General features: G+C 53.8%; 17 protein-coding genes, 2 tRNA genes, 2 other RNA genes and 1 pseudogene. 11 read left to right on the top strand and 11 right to left on the bottom strand.

The features are described from left to right. Nucleotides 1-80: 80 nt before the first annotated feature. The 5 genes from OGM81_00385 to OGM81_00365 all read left to right on the top strand — a co-directional run bounded on the left by OGM81_00385 (nt 81) and on the right by OGM81_00365 (nt 1,836). On the top strand, nt 81-245 hold the full coding sequence (locus OGM81_00385) for a hypothetical protein (GenBank protein UYJ43642.1): 165 nt from the start codon (nt 81-83) through the stop codon (nt 243-245). Then, nucleotides 245-309, top strand: an RNA gene (locus OGM81_00380) — hammerhead ribozyme type II. The genes OGM81_00385 and OGM81_00380 overlap by 1 nt, the downstream gene beginning before the upstream one ends. A 66-nt stretch (nt 310-375) precedes the next feature. Continuing rightward, nucleotides 376-447: hammerhead ribozyme type II (locus tag OGM81_00375), an RNA gene on the top strand. Between the two features lie 19 nt (nt 448-466). Beyond that, nucleotides 467-706 carry a hypothetical protein gene (locus OGM81_00370; GenBank protein UYJ43641.1) on the top strand — a complete coding sequence of 80 codons (240 nt, stop codon included), beginning with the start codon at nt 467-469 and terminating at the stop codon, nt 704-706. Beyond that, a complete protein-coding gene (locus OGM81_00365) occupies nt 703-1,836 on the top strand; it encodes a site-specific integrase (protein ID UYJ43640.1) in 1,134 nt (377 codons plus the stop codon). The genes OGM81_00370 and OGM81_00365 overlap by 4 nt, the downstream gene beginning before the upstream one ends. A gap of 75 nt (nt 1,837-1,911) precedes the next feature. On the opposite strand, the gene OGM81_00360 is transcribed toward OGM81_00365, so the two are convergent. The 4 genes and pseudogenes from OGM81_00360 to OGM81_00345 form a co-directional block, all read right to left on the bottom strand. Continuing rightward, nucleotides 1,912-1,996: transfer RNA gene (locus OGM81_00360), tRNA-Tyr, on the bottom strand. A gap of 452 nt (nt 1,997-2,448) precedes the next feature. Beyond that, nucleotides 2,449-2,982, bottom strand: coding sequence for a prolyl-tRNA synthetase associated domain-containing protein (locus OGM81_00355; GenBank protein UYJ43639.1), 534 nt, complete (start codon nt 2,980-2,982; stop codon nt 2,449-2,451). Nucleotides 2,983-3,045: 63 nt separating this feature from the next. After that, nucleotides 3,046-3,348 (bottom strand): annotated as a pseudogene (locus tag OGM81_00350) (4Fe-4S dicluster domain-containing protein). Between the two features lie 73 nt (nt 3,349-3,421). Continuing rightward, complete coding sequence (locus OGM81_00345; protein ID UYJ43638.1) at nt 3,422-4,333, bottom strand: 2-dehydropantoate 2-reductase; 912 nt, start codon at nt 4,331-4,333, stop codon at nt 3,422-3,424. Between the two features lie 152 nt (nt 4,334-4,485). Between OGM81_00345 and OGM81_00340 the strand changes: the two genes are divergently transcribed. The 5 genes from OGM81_00340 (at nt 4,486) to OGM81_00320 (ending at nt 10,832) form a co-directional block, all read left to right on the top strand. Then, entirely contained in the window at nt 4,486-4,902 is a 417-nt protein-coding gene (locus OGM81_00340) for a MarR family transcriptional regulator (GenBank protein UYJ43637.1), read from the top strand. Further along, the gene (locus tag OGM81_00335; protein UYJ43636.1) at nt 4,895-6,004 is read left to right on the top strand and encodes an NADH:flavin oxidoreductase; all 1,110 of its coding nucleotides are present in this window, start codon (nt 4,895-4,897) and stop codon (nt 6,002-6,004) included. The genes OGM81_00340 and OGM81_00335 overlap by 8 nt, the downstream gene beginning before the upstream one ends. Nucleotides 6,005-6,551: 547 nt before the next feature. Further along, a complete protein-coding gene (locus OGM81_00330) occupies nt 6,552-8,378 on the top strand; it encodes an ABC transporter ATP-binding protein/permease (GenBank protein ID UYJ43635.1) in 1,827 nt (608 codons plus the stop codon). Next, entirely contained in the window at nt 8,371-10,254 is a 1,884-nt protein-coding gene (locus OGM81_00325; protein ID UYJ43634.1) for an ABC transporter ATP-binding protein/permease, read from the top strand. Before OGM81_00330 ends, OGM81_00325 begins: the two co-directional genes overlap by 8 nt. Nucleotides 10,255-10,286: 32 nt before the next feature. After that, complete coding sequence (locus tag OGM81_00320) at nt 10,287-10,832, top strand: GNAT family N-acetyltransferase (protein UYJ43633.1); 546 nt, start codon at nt 10,287-10,289, stop codon at nt 10,830-10,832. A gap of 69 nt (nt 10,833-10,901) precedes the next feature. Here OGM81_00320 and OGM81_00315 read toward each other — a convergent pair whose 3' ends face one another. Continuing rightward, entirely contained in the window at nt 10,902-12,026 is a 1,125-nt protein-coding gene (locus tag OGM81_00315) for an aldo/keto reductase (protein UYJ43632.1), read from the bottom strand. Between the two features lie 275 nt (nt 12,027-12,301). Between OGM81_00315 and OGM81_00310 the strand changes: the two genes are divergently transcribed. After that, nucleotides 12,302-12,378: transfer RNA gene (locus tag OGM81_00310), tRNA-Arg, on the top strand. Between the two features lie 187 nt (nt 12,379-12,565). On the opposite strand, the gene OGM81_00305 is transcribed toward OGM81_00310, so the two are convergent. From OGM81_00305 to OGM81_00280, 6 genes are all read right to left on the bottom strand, one after another. Next, a complete protein-coding gene (locus OGM81_00305) occupies nt 12,566-13,960 on the bottom strand; it encodes a site-specific integrase (GenBank protein UYJ43631.1) in 1,395 nt (464 codons plus the stop codon). Between the two features lie 20 nt (nt 13,961-13,980). Continuing rightward, nucleotides 13,981-14,187, bottom strand: coding sequence for a helix-turn-helix domain-containing protein (locus tag OGM81_00300; protein UYJ43630.1), 207 nt, complete (start codon nt 14,185-14,187; stop codon nt 13,981-13,983). Between the two features lie 527 nt (nt 14,188-14,714). After that, the gene (locus tag OGM81_00295) at nt 14,715-14,951 is read right to left on the bottom strand and encodes a helix-turn-helix domain-containing protein (protein ID UYJ43629.1); all 237 of its coding nucleotides are present in this window, start codon (nt 14,949-14,951) and stop codon (nt 14,715-14,717) included. Nucleotides 14,952-14,955: 4 nt separating this feature from the next. After that, complete coding sequence (locus OGM81_00290) at nt 14,956-15,390, bottom strand: sigma-70 family RNA polymerase sigma factor (GenBank protein UYJ43628.1); 435 nt, start codon at nt 15,388-15,390, stop codon at nt 14,956-14,958. Nucleotides 15,391-15,923: 533 nt separating this feature from the next. Further along, nucleotides 15,924-17,633 carry an ABC transporter ATP-binding protein/permease gene (locus OGM81_00285; protein UYJ43627.1) on the bottom strand — a complete coding sequence of 570 codons (1,710 nt, stop codon included), beginning with the start codon at nt 17,631-17,633 and terminating at the stop codon, nt 15,924-15,926. Continuing rightward, complete coding sequence (locus tag OGM81_00280; protein ID UYJ43626.1) at nt 17,626-19,389, bottom strand: ABC transporter ATP-binding protein/permease; 1,764 nt, start codon at nt 19,387-19,389, stop codon at nt 17,626-17,628. The genes OGM81_00285 and OGM81_00280 overlap by 8 nt, the downstream gene beginning before the upstream one ends. Nucleotide 19,390: the final 1 nt, after the last annotated feature.

Raw genomic sequence — 19,390 nt, 5'->3', positions numbered from 1 at the left:
TCCTGTGCATTGCATGATTGCGCATACAGGCGTATAATAAAACCATCGAAACAACCAACCCACATAGGAGGTGCAAAACCATGGAGCTAACCATAAATGAGCGCATACACCTCTTGTCCTTGCTGCTAGGTGAGGCGCAACGACTGGAAACCGACATGCAGATAGAAACCACCCCGGCAATTGCAAAGCTACAGCGCGAAACCTACGACGAAAGCCGCGAAATTTACCACAAGCTGATGCAATGAGTCGAAACGCCCGCGAGGGCGTCCGCCAGGGCTGGCCGCCTGGCGCTGATGATGGCAGGCCAACGGGTGCTGCAACACCCAGGGCGCGGCAACGCCCAAACTACAGGCATCTTGTGGAACGATACCAACCAGCCGAAACCCTCCCCGCCTGTGGAGGGTACACCGGGGGCGTCCTCCCCGGTGCTGACGATGGCAGGACACAGAACGGAGGTTATACAACAATGAACTATCACGCACCATGGGCAACGCTGCCGGAGGCCTTGCAAGCCCTAAACACCGTGCCCCTGGATCCCAAGACTTACGACTTCATCGACCAGCTGACGGCCACCTACCACGCACAGCCGTTTGACCCTGCCAGCCGTTTTGCATTGGTGGAGATGATGACCGCCGCATTTCTGGCGGGAGAGATCAGCGGGAAGCGCAAAGACCGCGCCCGCCGCAAGGGAGGTATACCACAATGACGACCAGAACGAACAGCGCCAAGTGGACGGGCACCCGCTGGCGCATCGACGTGCAAAAGGACGGCACCCGCAAGAGCTTCTACAGCTCCAAGCCTGGCCGCACCGGCCAGCGCGAGGCCAACGCCAAGGCCGACAAGTGGCTAGAAACAGGCGTCGCGCCTACCTCTATGCGGGTGGATGCTGTGTGGGAGCTCTACCTGAAAGACGTCCGCGCCACTACAGGCACAAGCAACTACGACCGCACCTACAAGAATGGCAAGAACTATATCCTCCCCGTGGTAGGGCACTTGAAAATGTGCAAGCTGACCGAGGGCAAGCTGCAAGACGTGCTGAACCTGTCCTATAAAAACGGCAACCTCAACCCAGACGGCGAACGGCGCAGCACCGAACCGTTGAGTAAAAAGACCATGCAAGGCATCCGCTCCACAGAAACAGGCTTCATCAAATGGGCCCGCAAGCAGGGCTACACCACGCTGCACGAGAAAATGCTTGACCTGGAAGTGCCCAAAGGTGCCCGCACCAAAGAAAAGCACATCCTCCAGCCCGAATCCCTGCGCGTTTTGTTCTCCACTGAAACTTGTCTGTTTCGCGGCAAGCCCATCTTTGATGATAACATTTATTGCTACCGCTTCATTGTTGCCAGCGGCCTGCGCCCCGGTGAAGCTGTGGGCCTGCGCCTGGGCGACTTTACGGGCCGACGGGTGGATATTTCCCGCTCCATCAACCGCTACAACGAAACCACAAAAGGGAAGAACGAGAACGCCGTGCGATATATCGAGATGAACGACAAAGCCTACGAGGCCTACATGGGGCAGCTTTACCTCTTGCAAGCGTGGCGTGTACCTAGAACGCCCGACACGCCGCTTTTCCCGTTGGTGAATCAGCAATCCCTCTATAACCATTGGAGGCATTACCAGGAAACAAACGGAATACCGCATATTTCTCTGTACGAGCTGCGCCACACGTTTGTATCTATCGCGCAGGACTTGCCAGACGGCAAGCTAAAGGCGCTTGTAGGCCACAGCAAGAACATGGACACGCGGGGAACATACGCGCACCGCATCGAGGGACAGGCCCACGAAACCGCCACAGCAATGACAGCAGCCTTTGACAAGGTGCTGAACGCTTGAATTACAAGTGCGGTCAAAAGTGCGGTCAGGCAAAAGAAAAAGACGCTAAAACTTACGTTCTAGCGTCATATTTCTTGGTGGGAGCTGGTGGATTCGAACCACCGAAGCATTAAGCAGCAGATTTACAGTCTGTCCCCATTGGCCACTCGGGAAAGCTCCCATATTCTTTTTTGTTCCGTCGCGGCACTCCGTGTCGCTCAGTGCTTGATTATTATAGCAAAGCAGAACCGGAAATGCAAGCCTTTTTTTCAATTTTTTTGCGTTTTTTTCAAAAAAGTTTTCTTTGCACGCTGCATCGTGCAATTTTTAAAAAGAAGGAGCGCCCCGCAGGGGTAAGGCGGGGCGCTCCAAGGGGTATTTCAGAGGATAGGAGAAGAATCATGTATATATGTAATGGCATCGTAGCCTTATTGGTTGTCTGGCCTGGACCGAGCGATTGCTCTGGCATGGCCCAAGGCACAGTGTGTATGATTGCGGGATGCTTTCCGCGTTTGTCTTTCGACTACGATACATAGTATACAGGTAACTTATGTGCAGGATATAAAAGAGCTTTGAACGATTTTAAAATAGTTTTTGAAGAATTTGTGACCACGCCCACCGGGGCAGGGGACCTTACAACTTCACCTTAATAAACTCATGTTCTATCGCAGGCAAGATCTTCTCCACCAGGTCACGGGTGCGCAGGCGCAGGCTGCTGGTGTTGATGCAGGGGTGGCAGCCCACATACTCGCTGGCCAGCACATCCTCATCGATGAGCAGCTGCACCTTGTGGGCCGTATCGTTCATCAGCCCCAACACGCTGACAGACCCCGGCGTGATGTCCAGGAGCTGCTGCATATACTCAGCCTTAGCAAAGGACAGCCGCGCCGAGCCGATCTGCGCCGACAGATCCTTGGTGTGGAACACCTTGGTGTCGGGGATCATCAGCAGGTAAAACGCGGTCTCCTGCCGGTTGCAGAGAAACAGGTTCTTGCAGATCACCGCGTTCAGCACACGGTCGATCTCCTGGCAGACTTCCATCGTCATGGCAGGGGCGTGGTCGACCCGCTCATAGGGCACACCCAGGCGGTCCAGCAGGTCGTAACAGCGCAATTCTTTCTCCAAACGTCCGGTCGTATCCGCCGGGCGGCCGTTTTGCAGTTTCATAGTAAGTACCTCTCTTTTGGCGGGCCGATGCAAGCATCGGCCCCTACAGGGTTTGCAGCGCGCTTAGCACCCAAACAGCTCCGCCGTCTTCTTCATCCTCTCGGCAATTTTTACGCCAAAGGGGCAGCGGCTCTCGCAGGCATGACAGTCGATGCAGGCCGAGGCGGTCTTTTCCAGCAGTTCGTAGTGGCTCTGCACAGTAGCGGGCACTTCGGGCTGCATGGTGGCCAAGTCGTAGAACTTGTTGATCATCGCAATGTCCAGGTTGGCCACGCAGGGCTTGCAGTGGCCGCAATAGGTACACTGGCCGCGGTAGGCGTGAGCCGGGGCGTTGGCCAGCACCGAAGCATAGTCCTTCTCTTTGTCTTGCCCAATCTGCGGGGTTTCATAAGGTTTGACTCCTGCTTATTTGCGTTGCTCTGTTTATTTGCTCTCGATTTTATGCTCTGCCTTCCATGGCGTGGACCAGTTCCACCACAAACTCATGGGTGGGCACGGGGATATTGTGGCGGTGCCCGGCCTCCACGACCGCGCCGTTGATGACGTCCACCTCGGTGCGGCGGCCCGCCTTCAGGTCGGCGTAGATGCTGGTGAAGCCGTCAGGCGCCTTTTGCAGGTGCAGCCGGATGCGGGCGATCTGCTCCTCGGCGTCGAAAGGGTAACCGTCGGCGGTGGCGGCGGCGCACAGCTCACGGATGAGCTTCTCGGCCAGCGTCCAGGCGTGGGAGTCCTGCTCGACGTAGCCCTGGGCCACCTGCAAAATGCCGGACAGCACGCTGGAGGATGCGTTGATCATCAGCTTATCCCAGATCATGCCCTGCACCTGGCTGCAGACTTCGCAGGGGAAGCCGCAGCCCGCGAACATCTCGGCCAGCGGGGCAAAGCGGCTGCTGTCGCCGGTGACGGTGCCCAAAAACGTTTTGCCCAGGCCGCTGTGACAGACGGTGGTCTCGCCCAACTTATAACTGCCCTGCTGGGTGGTGCCGATGACAATCTGCTCACAGGCAGCGAAACGGCTCAGCAAGGTTTCGTGGCCCATACCGTTTTGCAGGGTCATCAGGATGGTGTCGGGACCGATGAGGGTCTTGTTTTTGGTCAGCGCGGCCTCAGAGGCGCTGGCCTTGACCTGCACGATGACCAGGTCGACAGGGGAGAGGCCGGTGGTGTCGGCGGTAGCATGGGGGCGGTAGATGCGCTCGCTGCCGTCCATCTCGCGGATTGTAACGCCATTTTCGGTAATGGACTGCATTTTGGCTGGGTTGGTGCCCACCAGAGTAACATCATGGTGTTGGGACAGGTAGCTGCCGAACAGCAGCCCCATCGCGCCGGGACCAATGACTGCAATTTTCATTTACGTTGCTCCTTTGTTGTGGTTTTTCTATTGTTTCTATTATACAAAGGTACGGCACAGTTTGGCAAGAATTGTTAAAATTTGCGCCATCCACTTGACTTTATCAAGTTACCGGTATATACTTGATAAAGTCAAGCGCGGAGGTTGTTCCCATGTATCACAAAACTTTATCCTATTACTCCACCATTTTTTACCGCAGTTTTGCCGCGTTTACCGGCGAGCAGCTGCAAGCCGTAGGGCTCAACTTTGGGCTGCTGTTCTTCGTTATTTACGTAGGCAAGCACCCGGGCTGTTCACCGTCAGAGCTTACTAAGGCCCTGCACCTGGACTGGGGCTACAGCCAGCGCAGCCTGAACAAACTGGCCGAGGATGGCTTTCTCTCCAGGGAAAAACATGGCCGCAGCTATGCCCTGACCCTGACCGATAGGGGACAGCAGGCTTTCGTTATCAGCCACCAAGTATTTTTCACCTGGAATGATACCCGCCTGGCCAACCTGAACGATACCGAAAAAGACCAGCTGCTGGCCCTTTTACAAAAAGCAGCAGAAGGGATGCCCGAACATGTATGAAACTATTTTTAGCCCCGTGAACTACGGTGGCCTGGAACTGAAAAACCGCATTATCTTTGCCCCCACCACCTTCGGCCTGTCGGACGAAGAATACTTTGCCAAGATCCGCGCCATTGCAGCAGGCGGCTGCGCCATGATCATTGTGGGGGATGTGCCGGTGGGCAAAAGCCGGTTTGAAAAGTCTCTGTTTGACAAAAAGGGCTTTGCCTGGTACCAGAGCCTGGCGGAGATCGTCCATAGCTGCGGCTGCAAGCTCTGCGCCCAGCTGCACCAGTCAGACTCCAACATGGCAGCCATGCTCAAATATGTGCCGGGCGTTCTGACGAAGAAAATCACGATGCAGCAGCTGCGCACCCTGCTCAACGAGGAAGTGGCCCCTTATATCACCAATCTGCCGCAGCGCAAGATCGATAAGATCATCCACGGCTTCGGCGAGGCCGCCGAGCTGGCGGTAAAAGCCGGGTTCGACATGGTGCAGATCCACGGCGACCGCATGTGCGGCAGTTTCAGCTCCAGCGTGTTCAACCACCGCACCGATGCCTACGGCGGCAGCGCCGAAAACCGCGCCCGCTTTGCCGTTGAAGCTGTGCGCGCCGTGCGCAGCCGTTTGCCGGAGCTGCCCATCGACTACAAACTGGCTGTCCGGCAGGAGGACCCCCACTACGGCAATGCCGGTGTACTGGAAAGCGAACTGGGTATCTTTGTACCGCTGCTGGTGGAGGCCGGTGTGACCAGCTTCCACGTTACCCTGGCCAACCATTCCAGCTTGGAGGATACTATCCCGCCCGCCAATCATCCCTATTTTAAGGGGGAGGGTTGCTTCCTGAAGTTCTGCGATGAGGTGCGCCAATATACCGACAAACCTATCACCGGCGTGGGCGGCCTGACCAACCCTGATTTTGTGGAAGCCCAGCTGGCCAGCGGCCGCATCACCTGCGCCGCCATGAGCCGCCAACTGCTGGCCGACCCTGCTTGGCCCAGCAAGGCTGCTGCCGGGCAGGTGCAGGCTATCCACCGCTGTGTGCGCTGCAATAAAAAGTGCCTGGGCGGTCTGCAGCAGCACCAGGGCACCCACTGCATTTACGAGAAAACAGGTGCGTAAACTTAACTCCTGACAAAGCGTCCCTCCGCCTTATAATCCACTTTGGGATTATAAGGCGGAGGGATTTTTTATGTCAAACCAGAAAACCCAAACTCAACGGCTGCACAACAGCGTCAACCATGCCATTATCAAATGCCGCAGGGTGTACTCCCGCTGGGCCAGGAACTGCTGCCCCGCCAGACAATGAACAATATCGTAGCCGCCCTCTGCCAGGAGGGGCTTCTGACAGAGGCCTCACCCTCCGTCAAGGCAGGAAAAGGCCTGCGTGTTCTTTGGCGAAGAAAAAAGCAGCCCCATTCTGCTGCGAATCGCACCGCCGGTCATGCTGGCGCGGCTGGGTGTGGGTTTTTGTTTTGCGGATGCGGGGCGTCGTCCCTTGACTTAAACCTGCCTTTAAGTGGTATGCTGTATTTTGTGGAGGGATGTCACATCCGTTTGCGGCATTTTTCCCGCCGTTTCGTTGACTTTATGGCGATAATCCAATATACTGAAAGATACGGCTGTTTTGCCATACTGTGAATAAGAAAAGCGAAAAGGAGGGGAAGCCATGATCTTCGGCAAGTATATCAACCGGTATTATCTGCGCAGTGCACCCGTGCTGCTTTTGGGCCTGCTGGCGCTGCTGACGGTCGATTATATCCAGCTTATGATCCCCGAGCTGTACCGCCTGGTCATCAACGGCGTTAATCTGGGAGAGGTCGTCATCGACGGACAGACCCTCGCCTTTACCAAAGAGGTTCTATTCCAGCATATCTGCCTGCCCATGATCTGGATCGTGCTACTGATGGTCGTCGGGCGGTTTTTGTGGCGCGTCTGTTTCTTTGGCTCGGCGGTGGTGGTCACTGCCGATCTGCGGGAGCGGATGTTTGACCACAGCCGCCAGCTGTCCCAGCAATACTACCAGATCAACAAGGTCGGCAACCTGATGAGCCTCTACACCAACGACCTGGACACCATTCAGGAGTGTTTCGGTGACGGCATCTTGATGTTCTTCGATGCCTCGGTGCTGGGGCTGCTGGCACTGTTTAAAATGTGGCGTATGGACTACAAGCTCACGCTGCTGGCACTGATCCCTGCGGGCATCATGTTCGTCATCGGCACCATCATGGGCACCACCATGACCAAACGGTGGGAGGAACGCCAGCAGGCTTTTTCCGACCTGTCTGACTTCGCGCAGGAGAATTTCTCCGGCATCGCGGTCATCAAGGCCTTCGTCAAAGAGTACAAGGAATTGACGGCTTTTCGTAAATTAAACCGCGAGAATGAGGAGATCAACGTCACCTATACCAAAATTGCCACCCTGCTGGAAGTGCTGGTCACGCTGTTTGTTGAGTCGATCATCTGCGTCATTTTGGGCTACGGCGGCTGGCTGGTCTACCGCGGGCAGTTCAACGCAGGCCAGCTGGTGGAGTACATCGGCTACTTTGAGGCCATCGTCTGGCCCATCATGGCCATCTCGATGCTGATCGAAAAGACCTCCCGCGGCAAGGCGTCCCTCAACCGCGTCACCGAGCTGCTGGACGCCCCCATCGACGTGACCGACCGGGTCGATGTGCACGAACTGACCGCCCCCAAAGGCGGCATCGAGTTCCGCCACCTGACCTTCCGCTACCCGGATGGCGAGTATGATGTGCTGCAGGACATCAGCTTCACCGTCACCCCCGGCGAGAGCGTGGGCATCGTAGGCAAGACCGGTGCCGGCAAGACCGCGCTGGTAGACCTGCTGCTGCGCACCTACAACGTGGCCGACGGCACCCTGTTTGTGGACGGCCAGGACGTGAACAGCCTGTCCATCCATTCGGTGCGCAACGCCTGCGCCTACGTGCCGCAGGACAACTTCCTGTTCTCCGACACCATCGCCCACAACATTGGTTTTGGTGTGGACGATGCTGCGCAGGAAGACATTGACCGCGCCGCCGCCCTGGCGGATGTGCGGGACAACATCGTTGACTTCAAGGACGGCTACGAGACCGTGCTGGGCGAGCGCGGCGTGACCGTCTCCGGCGGCCAGAAGCAACGCATCTCCATCGCCCGCGCCCTGCTGAAAGACGCGCCCATTCTGATTCTCGACGACTCGGTCTCCGCCGTCGATACCCGCACCGAGAAGATCATCCTCGACAACCTCAAATCCACCCGCGCGGGCAGGACCACGCTGCTCATCGCCCACCGCATCTCCACCGTGGAGGGACTGGACAAGATCGTGTTCCTCGATGACGGCAGGGTAGAGGCCGTCGGCCCCCATGATGAGCTGTATGCCACCTGCGCCGAGTACCGCCGCATGGTGGACCTGCAGCGCCTTGAGGACGAGACCGAGGCGGGCGAGACTGCCGCCCAGCCCGTGACTAACGCAGAAGGAGGTGCCGTCCATGACTAAGATCAATCCGCTGCTGCTGACCGGCGGTGTGATCGGTGCCATCACGGCCATCCTCGTGGCGGCCTACGCGCTGGTCAAAGACAAAAAGGCCACCATGGGCTTTGAGCGCACAATGAACGACGGCGAGATCATGCGCCGCCTGATGGCTTACGCCAAGCCTTACCGGAAGCAGTTCGTTGTGGTGTTGTTTCTGATGCTGTTCTCCATCGCCTACGACATCATCTCACCGCTGATCGTCGGCAATATCGAGGAGCTTGTCGCCACCGATTTCACCCTGCCCGCGCTGTACGGCCGGGTGGCGGTCTACGCCGGGGTACTGCTTTTCTCGATGGCCAGCACCTACCTGCAAGCCGTGATTCTGCAGCGCGTCGGTCAGCGCATCGTGTCTGACCTGCGCGAGGATCTGTTTACCCACATTGAGTCCCTCTCCCACGAGCAGCTGAATGAAATTCCCGTGGGCAAGCTGGTAACCCGCATTACCAACGACACCAACGCCATCTCGATGATGTTCACCAACCTTTTGGTCAGCCTGACCAAAAATGCGTTCGTTATTTTGGGCATCCTGGTGGCCATGATTTTGCTGAACTACGAGCTGACCTTGATGGTGCTTTGCTTCGTTCCGTTCATCGTCATTTTTACGGTCATCTTCCGCAAATTCTCCCGCCGGGCCTACCGCAAGGTCAAGGATGCCACCACCGACATCAACACCTATCTGTCGGAGAATCTTTCCGGCATCAAGGTCACCCAGATCTTCGGCCGTGAGGACGAAAAAATGGCGGAATTCCGCCAGAAAAGCCAGACTCTTGCCAAGGCGAACATCGAGCAGATTTTTGTCTTCGGCATCTTCCGGCCGCTGGTGTACATGCTGTACATTTCTTCCATCCTGTGCCTGTTTTACCTGGGCGGCATGGGTTACCTGACCGGCGTGTCATTCTTGGGGCAGACCATCACAGGCGGCACCATCGTCACGTTCTACATGTACATTTCCAAGTTTTTCACCCCCATCCAAAATCTGGCCGAGCAGTTCAACTGGCTGCAATCGGCACTGGCCTCCTCGGAAAAGGTGTTCTCCATCATGAACATTGAGCCGAAACTGGTGGACGCTCCCGACGCTATCGAGCTGAACGAGGTGAAGGGCGAGATCGAGTTCCGCGACGTCTGGTTCAGTTACATCCCCGGCGAGTGGGTGCTGCAGGGTGTGTCCTTCCACATCAACCCGCGGGAGACCGTGGCCTTTGTCGGCTCCACCGGCAGCGGCAAAAGCACAATTTTGTCGCTCATCTGCCGCAATTATGAGTTCCAGAAGGGTGAGATTCTGATTGACGGCATCGACATCCGCAAGATCAAGATTTCCTCGCTGCGCCGCCATTTTGGCCAGATGCTGCAGGACGTGTTCCTCTTCTCCGGCACCATCCGCAGCAACATCGTCCTGCGGGAGGAGGGCATTCCTGACGAGGAGATCCGCCGCGTCTGTCACTACGTCAACGCCGATCACTTCATCGACAAGCTGGACCATGGCCTGGACGAGGAAGTGCGGGAGCGCGGCAACAACTTCTCGGCAGGTCAGCGGCAGCTGCTCAGCTTTGCCCGCACCATCATCCACAAGCCCAGCGTGATGATTTTGGACGAGGCCACGGCAAATATCGACACGGAGACCGAGTTGCTGATCCAGGACTCGCTGGAAAAAATGCGCAGCGTCGGCACCATGCTCATGGTCGCCCACCGCTTATCCACGATCCAGCACGCCGATAACATCATCGTGCTATCTCACGGCAAAATTTTGGAGCAGGGTACCCACCAGGAATTGCTGGCTAAGCATGGCCGGTATTACCAGCTGTACACCCTGCAGTATCATAAGGAGCAGATGGGGGAGTAAGCCCGTTTTGCCCCGCTTTCCAGGAGGTTTCCATGACCTACCACCAAATCATCCAACTGAAAAACGGCGCGTCCTGCTGTCTGCGCAGTGGCACCGCGGCCGACGGCCAGGCCGCACTGGACAATTTCATCCTGACCCATGCGGAAACGGATAACCTGCTGACTTACCCGGAGGAGAACACCCTCACCGCCACGCAGGAGGGCGAATACCTTCAGGCCAAAACCGAAAGCCCGAATGAGGTGGAAATTCTCGCCATCGTGGACGGGAAGGTGGCCGGCACCGCCGGGATCAACGCTGTCGGCGGCTGCTATAAGCTGCAGCACCGCGCCGAGTTCGGCATCAGCATCGCTAAGGAATTCTGGGGCCTTGGCATTGGCCAGGCACTCACCGCCGCCTGCATCGACTGCGCTCGCAAGGCTGGCTACGCCCAGTTGGAGCTGGATGTGGTAGCCGATAACGCCAGCGCCCTTGCCCTGTACAAAAAGTTCGGCTTTGTGGAATACGGCCGCAACCCCAAGGGCTTCCGCTCCCGCAACACCGGCTACCAAGAGCTGGTCTTAATGCGGCTGGCCCTGTAACCCTACAATAAAACGCCCCCGCCTTGGCGCAAACCGCGCAGGGCAGGGGCGTCTTATTGTTTTTATGGATTATGCTTCTGGCTTATCAAATTCTTTGGCTACCTCCTCCAGCAGCTTGCGGATGGGCAGATGCTGCGGGCAGATCTTCTCGCACTTGCCGCATTTCAGGCAGTCCGAGGCGCGGCGGCCGGGGGCGGTGTGGACTTCCTCGTAGTAGTAGTCCGCGTTCCAATCGTGGTGCAGCTGCTTGATGTTCATGATAGCAAACAGGTCTGGGATGGAGATCTGCTTGGGGCAGCCCTCAACACAGTAGCGGCAGGCTGTGCAGGGGATCATGTTCAACTTGTGGAAGATCTCCTGCACCTTGTTTACGGCGGCCAGCTCGGTCTCGTTCAACGGCTTAAAGTCGCGCATATAGCTCAGGTTGTCCTTCATCTGCTCCAGGTCACTCATGCCGGACAGCACCATCATCATGCCGGGGAAGCCCGCGGCAAAGCGGATGGCATAGCTGGCGGGGCTGCCGCCGTGCAGGTCGTCCAGCACTTTTTTGGCTTCCTCGGGCAGGTTGACCAGGCTGCCGCCCTTGACCGGCTCCATCACCAGCACCGGCTTGCCGTGCTTGCGGCAAACCTCGTAGCACTTGCGGCTCTGCACAGCAATATCATCGTAATCCAGGTAGTTGAACTGAATCTGTACCACCTCGATCTGCGGGTACTCGGTCAAGATCTGGTCCAGCACCTCGGCGCGGTCGTGGAAAGAGAGGCCCACATGGCGGATCCTGCCCTCGGCTTTCAGCGCAAAGGCGGTCTCGTAGGCGCGGCAGGCCTTGAACTTTTTAAAGTTGTCGGCGTTCTGGGCGTGCATCAGGTAAAAATCAAAGTAGTCCACGCCGCAGGCTTCCAGCTGGCTTTCAAAAAACGGGCGGATGTCAGCCTCGGTCTTGAAATAGCTGTCGGTCAGCTTGTCGGTCAGACTGTAGGCCTCGCGTGGATAGCGGCTGGTCAGGCACTCTTTCAGGGCCAGCTCACTCTTGCCGCCAATGTAACCGTGGGCGGTGTCAAAATAGTTGAATCCCTGCGCCAGAAACTCGTCCACCATGCGGGTGGTCTCGGCAATGTCCACCTGGTCGCCGTTCATCGGCAGGCGCATACAGCCAAAGCCGAAATTCTTTTTCACTTTATCGATCTGCTCCATTACATTTTGCTCCTTTGCTCCGTTTTGTAAGCGCCGCGCTTGGCCCGGGTGGTGCTCATGCCGTCCGGCAGAAATCCTGCAGCGCCGTTTTGCTCCTGCCTTTATTATAATAGGGCAGGTTCCCGCATGCAAGAGCACCCTTGCAATTTGTGTGGCAAAACGGTATAATAGGCATGTTGCCTGTCTCAGTAGCTCAGTTGGATAGAGCACACGCCTCCTAAGCGGCAGATTGTTCGATTCCTTCGAGCCTTGAAAATTGCATAAAACTTATAAATGTCTCAGTAGCTCAGTTGGATAGAGCACACGCCTCCTAAGCGTGGGGTCGGAGGTTCAAATCCTCTCTGGGACGCCAGAAAGCACCGCTGCAAGCCTTTTTTCGGGGTTTGCAGCGTTTTTTTGTTCCTCCTTCTCCCGGTAATTTCACTTCCGTTACCGGGAGATTTTTATACGCCGCATGATGTATATTTGCTAATTGGACTCGAACGCTTTTCAGAAATTTGCTAAGAAAATTCTATGTTTTGCTAATTCGATTTTTCGGATCACTTTGCCGGGGCTTGCGCCGCTATCAGGGCTGCGAGCGCACTTGCCAGCTCCGGCGACTTTTGAAGCTGTTCCACAAGGCTTTCAAGGTCCAGGGTCGCAGGCTCCGATTTTACCGGTTCTTCCGGTGGACGGACATTGCGAAGATCAGGCTTGGCATAGAAGGCTGTCTCGAATTTCTGAGCATTGACCTTTCTATCCTCGTCCAGAATGTGAGCATAGATACTGGTTATCATGTCGATCTCGGCATGGCCCGTATCGCCCTGGGTGGCTTTCAGATCGCCGTGGTTGAGTTTCAGTTTGTAGGTGGTACTGGAATGACGGAGAGAATGAAAGACCACCTTCGGTAGCCCTGCGTCCTCACGGAGCTTTGCAAATTCTTTGAGGATGATACGATCCTCGCAGGGCCGTCCATTGGGAAGTGCGACAACCAGATCGAAGTCCTGATACTCGTCGCCCAGGAAGCCTTTCAGCTCGTCCTGGGACTTCTTCCATTCCCGCAGAATGTAGGCCAGCGTTTTCGGCAGCCACACCTTACGGATGCTGGAATCGGTTTTCGGCTTTTTTAGAACAATTCTTGTGCTGGTGTTCGGCATGAGCGGAGTGAAGATGTAATAGATATCCTTCTCACCCAGCGTTTCAATCGCCCGTTTGGAAGCCCTCGTCAGCTCCTTGTCGATGTAGACATAGGCGTTATCCGCCGCAATATCCTCATCTGAAATATGGACGTTCTCCCAGGTCAGTCCCAGGATTTCACCCATACGCAGAGAGCAGGCAAAGGAAAGGTTCATTGCCACATAGAGTTTGCTGTCCGTGCATTTGTCCAGGGCAAGGCGGATCATATCCGCCGTCCAGATATCCCGTTTCGCATACTCCGTTTTCGGGAGGATCACATTGTCAAAGGGATTTCTTGCAATGATTTCCCATCGTACCGCCTGCTTAAACGCACACCGCAGGAGCTTGATGATCTTTTCAATGGTCTTGTCACTGACATAAGTGGTAACGGCCTTTCGGGTTTTGGTAGACACCGACTTGGTTTTCTGCAAGGTCTGGATATAACCGTCAACCGCACGGGGAGTAACCGCCTGTACCTCCATATCACCGATGATTGGATTGATATAGTTTGCAATCAGCGCTGTTTGGCTGTCATACATAGACACGCCCCATTTCTTTTCTCCGTAAAGAGATACGAAGTCATAAAGGAACTCGGTAATCGTCTGATTGCTTGGCGAGAGAAAAGTTCCCGTGTGCTGCTGATTTTCGATTTCCGCCTTGCGCTTCAAGGCCTCTTTGTGGGTATGCCAGGTTTCCCACTTCTGTTTGGTTTCTCCGTTCTCGTCCACATAGTTGTAAACAACGGAATAGTTTTTCTTTCGCTTGATAATAGATGCCATATCGTTCTTCCTTTCTTGGATCACAGGTCGAGGGAGTCAAGCCACTCGTCAAATGACCGCTTGGAAATGCGTATGGCGTTACCAATTCGCACGATTTTGAAGTGCCCTTCTTTTACAAGGATATATGCGGAAGTTCTTCCGATGCCCAGAATTTGAGCAATATCGTCAACCGTATACGTCCTTCTTTCAGGGGTTTCTTTCTTCGTGCCGTTCCATGTTTGAGACATGAGAACCCCCTTTCAGTTATGAAAAGGAACAGCACGAATATGTGTGGGTAATATAACTTCCACCATCATTTTACCGTGCTGCTCCGTGTTTGTCTGCTGCTAATTGAAAAGTTTACGATCTATCCATAAACTTTCAAAAAAGAAAAGTAGGCTTACGGACGGCTGTTGGCACAGCTCCACGGGAGTTTCACCCCGGCCCATGCTGATGGGTGCGGCGCACAATGCTTTGTGGGCGTTCAATGCGCGAGTATCTTTAACCCTGCCCATGTGTCATCGCCCACAAGCTGCCACGCTTGCTTTGCGGTCTGGCGCTGTTCGCTCGCCCGTTACAGTGGTCCCGTCCTGCGGACTTGAAACGAGGTCATGGCGCACCGGCCGTATGGCTCGGCACAAACAGGAATGTATCCGTTTGCCTTATACTGCACCGGCGGCCTCCCGCCGGGCTTTCTTTGTCAAGGTGCTGCCTTCGGCCACGAAAGAGAGAAACAGGGAAAGGGTAAGCTGTTTCCGCTTTCAGACCGGGCTTGTCAGCTCATGCTGACAATGGAATGAATGAGCTTGATCTCCAATCGTCGCTTCATGTACTCGTCCACCCGAACATGGGGCTGGCCGTCAGGATCGTAAAGCGTCCGGGTGCAGAGCTTATTGATATAGCCCTCATAATACCGGAGTACCTGATCCACAGCCTGAGAGTCCCCGTCACGGGCGGCGTCAATCACCGAAAGAGGAAGAAGCTCCTTGCCCTTGTAAGTGGGTTTCTTCATACCTTCAACCTCCCTTCGGCATGAGTGCGGCCAACTTGATCCGCAGCTCGGTCAATGATTTTGCCCTTCGCCGCTGAACGGCGCTGCGAGACATTCCAACAAGGCGGCCAACTTCCTGATCCGGCAGGTCCAGAACAAAATGCAGAATCAAAATGCTCTGCTCCTGGACAGACAAACCGGCGAAGGCGTCAGCCACAAGCTCGTTTTCGATATGCAGATCATACCCGTGGGACGAGAATGTAAATCTGTCACTGGGGTAATGATCTACAACGCAGAGCTTGTCCATCTCCATTTGCGGAAGGTCGCTGAATGACAGTTCCCTGTCACGGCGCCTCTGCATTTCCCGAAGGTAGTCGATTGCCTCATGGTACAGTACCAGCTTGCAGTAAGCATCGAACTGGCACCGCTCGCCATAGTCATTACGGGGGATCATATCCATCTTTTCACCCCCTTTCCTGGGAGAATGAGGTGGGTTTCTCCCTTTCCGCTAACAAGGCGAACGCAAAGCCGCTCGCTACCCGCTAAAAGCCTCCTTTTTGAAAATTTCTTAAAAATTTTTTTCGCGGCGGGCTTGTCCTCAGAAAACAGCAAAAAGCGCCCAGCAAGTCGCAACGGACCTGCAGGGCGCGGAAGTGTTTTATAAGGATGATTGCTTACATGGTATAGTTCACATTCAAAGCCGGATGGCTCCGATGGAGGGACTACGCTTTTTTTAGCTGGTGCAAATCATGGATACTACGAAAAAGAGAAAAGGACACGGTAAAATAACCTCCCATCGACTACCGTGTCCCTGCAAGTCGTCATTGGTTTGTGTAAACGCAAAGAAACGGCGGCTCTGATTTCTCAAAACCACCGTTAGGGTAATAACTTAAAATGAGCGCGCAAAATCACCTGCCCCAGCCAGCGGTTTTTTTCTTTCCCCGTAGTCGGGGCAGGTTCATGCGCTATGCAATTATTCTTCTTTAGCTTCTATCAAGCTGATATTTTTTGCTCTGCGTTCCACATAGCAGCATATTTTCCGCCTTTCGCAAGCAATTCTTCATGGGTTCCCGATTCAGCAATCCTGCCATCACCCATTACAAGGATTTGATCAGCGTTTTTAACAATGGAAAGGGTATGAGCAATCATTACCACTGTCTTTTTTTCTTTTAGCAGATTGGCGATGGCCTGCTTTACGGCAAGCTCATTTTCAATGTCAAGAGATGCTGTTGCTTCATCCAAAAGCAGGATGGGGCTATTTTTCAGGATGGCGCGGGCTATTGAAATTCGCTGACGCTCACCGCCAGAGAGAAGATTTCCATTCTCGCCAGTCGGCGTATCGTATCCCTTTTCCATCTTACGGATGAAGCTGTCACAGTTAGCCTCCCGGCAGGCAGCCTCGATTTCCGTGTCCGTAGCATTAGGACGAGCGTGTCGGATATTATCCCGGATGGTATCGTCAAAAAGAAATATGTCCTGGTCTACCATAGAAACTTGCTCCAGTACACGCTCTGCGGCAACATGGTTAATGGGTTTACCGCCAATAGAAATCGTCCCGCCCGTTGCTTCATAATATTTTGCAATCAGGTTCAAAATAGTAGACTTGCCGGAGCCAGAGTCTCCGACAATGGCCGTGAGCTTTTGATCTGGCACCGTAAAGGTGGCGTGTTTTAGTACCGGTTCACCGGGAACATATGCAAAATCTACATTGTCAAATGTGATTTCATGGGTAGCTGTGTGAAGCGGCTCCATGCTGCCAGTTTCCTCCGGCTCATTCATTACACTCAAGATTTTGTTTTTCGAGATCATCAGGTTCTTATAACTGGTAAGGTCTACAAAAATCGAGTTAGCCAGCTTTGCACAGAACAGGGGCAGCATACAAATCAAAAGGTAGTCCACCGTGTTCAGTGTCCCTGCGACCCAGGGTGCATAGGCCAGCAAGATAACCAGCGGGCAGGACAGCCAACTCAAAATACCAAAGACCGCACCAATAGGAAGCACTTTTGATTCGTACACAAAGCTGATCCGGGAAAACTCCCGCATGGCGTTGATAACAGTTTTGTTCTTCATACCGCCTACACCATAAGCTCGGAAAGTCTGAATACCAGAAACATACTCAACAATGCTGCTGACGTTCTCCGCACAAATATCGTTCTTTTCTTTTCCATATTTCCGTACCATGCGGAAAGAAAGCCATAGGCCGGGGATTAAAAGAAGATCGGCTATCAGCAGGATAATTCCTGCCGGAACATAGAGCGTCATAACAAAGACAATCAACATCAATGACAGGGCAAAATTCTTTGCGAAATCTCCGACTTTATGGGTCAGGATTTTTTCGTAGTTGTTTACGTCGCTTGTAATGGTGTTGATATAATCGCCGGTCTGCCCCTGCGTAAAGCGGGACAGTGGGATGCGCTTCAAATGGTCACCCATAAAAAGCCGAATATTCTTACTGACCTCCGCACCGCCAATCTGCGCTTTGGTATAACCGTAGCTGTAAATCAGGATACGGAGAAGAAAAACCACTGCAATAATACCGGTCAGAGCCAGAACGCGGTTCATGTCAAATTGACCCGACCACAAAAACTGCATAACAGAGTAAAGCAGCATAAATAGGCTGCCGGAGAGAAGTCCTTCCAGAACAGTACCGCCAACACCAATATAGAAATTGTGGTTCTTTTTTAATACATCGTGCTCATTCATACTGCTCGCCTCCCTCCAACTGATAAGTGATATTCCGGGCTGTTTCGTAGTCATCCCACGCTTTTCGATAGTAGGCGTTGGTCTTCCGAACTTCCTCATGGGTGCCAACGTTGGTAATTGTATGGTTTTCCACCACAGCCACCCGGTTGCACATTTTCAAAGCACTCAAACGGTGTGCTACTACAATGACTGTTTTGCCTTTGCATAGATTTTGAATAGCTTTATCAATCTCCATCTGATTTTCCGGGTCAGAGGCACTTGTGGCCTCGTCCAAAATCAAGATAGGTGCATTTTTCAGAATTGCGCGGGCAATCGCGATCCGCTGTTTTTCTCCGCCAGAAAAGCGGGAGCCGAAACTGCCCACTTTTGTGTCATATCCATCCGGCAGGGACATGATAAAGTCATCAATCTGTGCCTCTTTTGCGGCAGCCCGCACTTCTTCCAGAGTAGCGTTACTACCCATACGGATATTTTCCAGCACGCTGTCACGGGTGAGGAAGGTCTTTTGAAATACGATAGCTATATTTTTCAGAATGGTATCGTAGTCAAGCTCCTTGACATTTTTGCCGCCAATCAGCACTTCTCCTTCCTGCACATCGTAGAACCGGGAAATCAGTTCAATCACAGTGCTTTTACCGGCACCAGATCGGCCCACAAGAGCCATGCGCTCACCATCATTGATTTTGAGGTTGACACCATGCAGTACATCGGTTTTGCCGTCATAAGAAAATCGGACATTCTGAAGTTCAATATCATGTTTTTGGGGGAAGTCTGTTCCACCCTCATAAATCGGAATATTCAGTATCTCTTTGGTCTTGGTAATAGCGTTCAGTACATTTGCAAAGTTTGTACCCAATTCCTGTAAAGGCCGAATTTCCGTCAGATACATAGAACCGACATAAACAAACAGCAGAAGCGCACTGGCTGTCAGTGAACCTTTCAGGAAAAACATCCCGCCTATCGGAACCATCAGCAGCATTCCACATTCAATGATAACGACAAACGCTGCATACGGAGGCCCCATACGTCGGGAAGTCTCATTCCACATGGCATTTTCCTCATGGATTGCGCCGGAAAATTTCTGGAAGGACTTGCTCCCCATGTTATAGGCTTTAATCAATTTCATTCCGCCGATATATTCGATCATAACAGAATTTAGTGTGGTAATGGATTGGTTGGCCCGTTCCATCAAATCATCGGTATTGCGGAACATCGCCCCCATTACAACTACAGCCAGAACCAGCGGAACAAGAGAAATCAACGCCAGTGGAACATTAACGGTCATCAAATAAATAAAGATGACCACCGGCCCAACCAGATAGCACACAAGGTCAGGAAGATTATGCGCCAGAAATAGTTCCAGTTTTTCAATATCTTCATTCAGAACCGTTTTAATATCCCCTGTGCGCCGTTCATTTAGGGCACCCAAAGGCGCTCTGGCCATGTGTTCCGCCACCATACAGCGCACTTTGAACAGTGCACCATACGCGCCTTTATGGGCAGCCACGCCGGAACATCCGAACAGTACAAAACGCAGGGTGACAGCAGCGGCAATCATTGCCACAGTCTGCACCACAAGTTCTTTTGTGCAGGCATTGTTGAATGTGGCATCCATCAACCTGTAAATCCCAATGTATGGGACAATAATACACAGCCCGCTGCACATGGACAGCAGGATTGCCAGAAACAACCAAAATTTCTGTTCTCCGGCCCAATGGAGCAGCAATGCCATACTGTTTTCTTTTTTCTGCTTCATA

Source organism: Oscillospiraceae bacterium (assembly GCA_025758045.1).
Lineage (GTDB): Bacteria > Bacillota > Clostridia > Oscillospirales > Ruminococcaceae > Gemmiger.
This window is presented reverse-complemented; position numbering and strand designations above follow the sequence as displayed.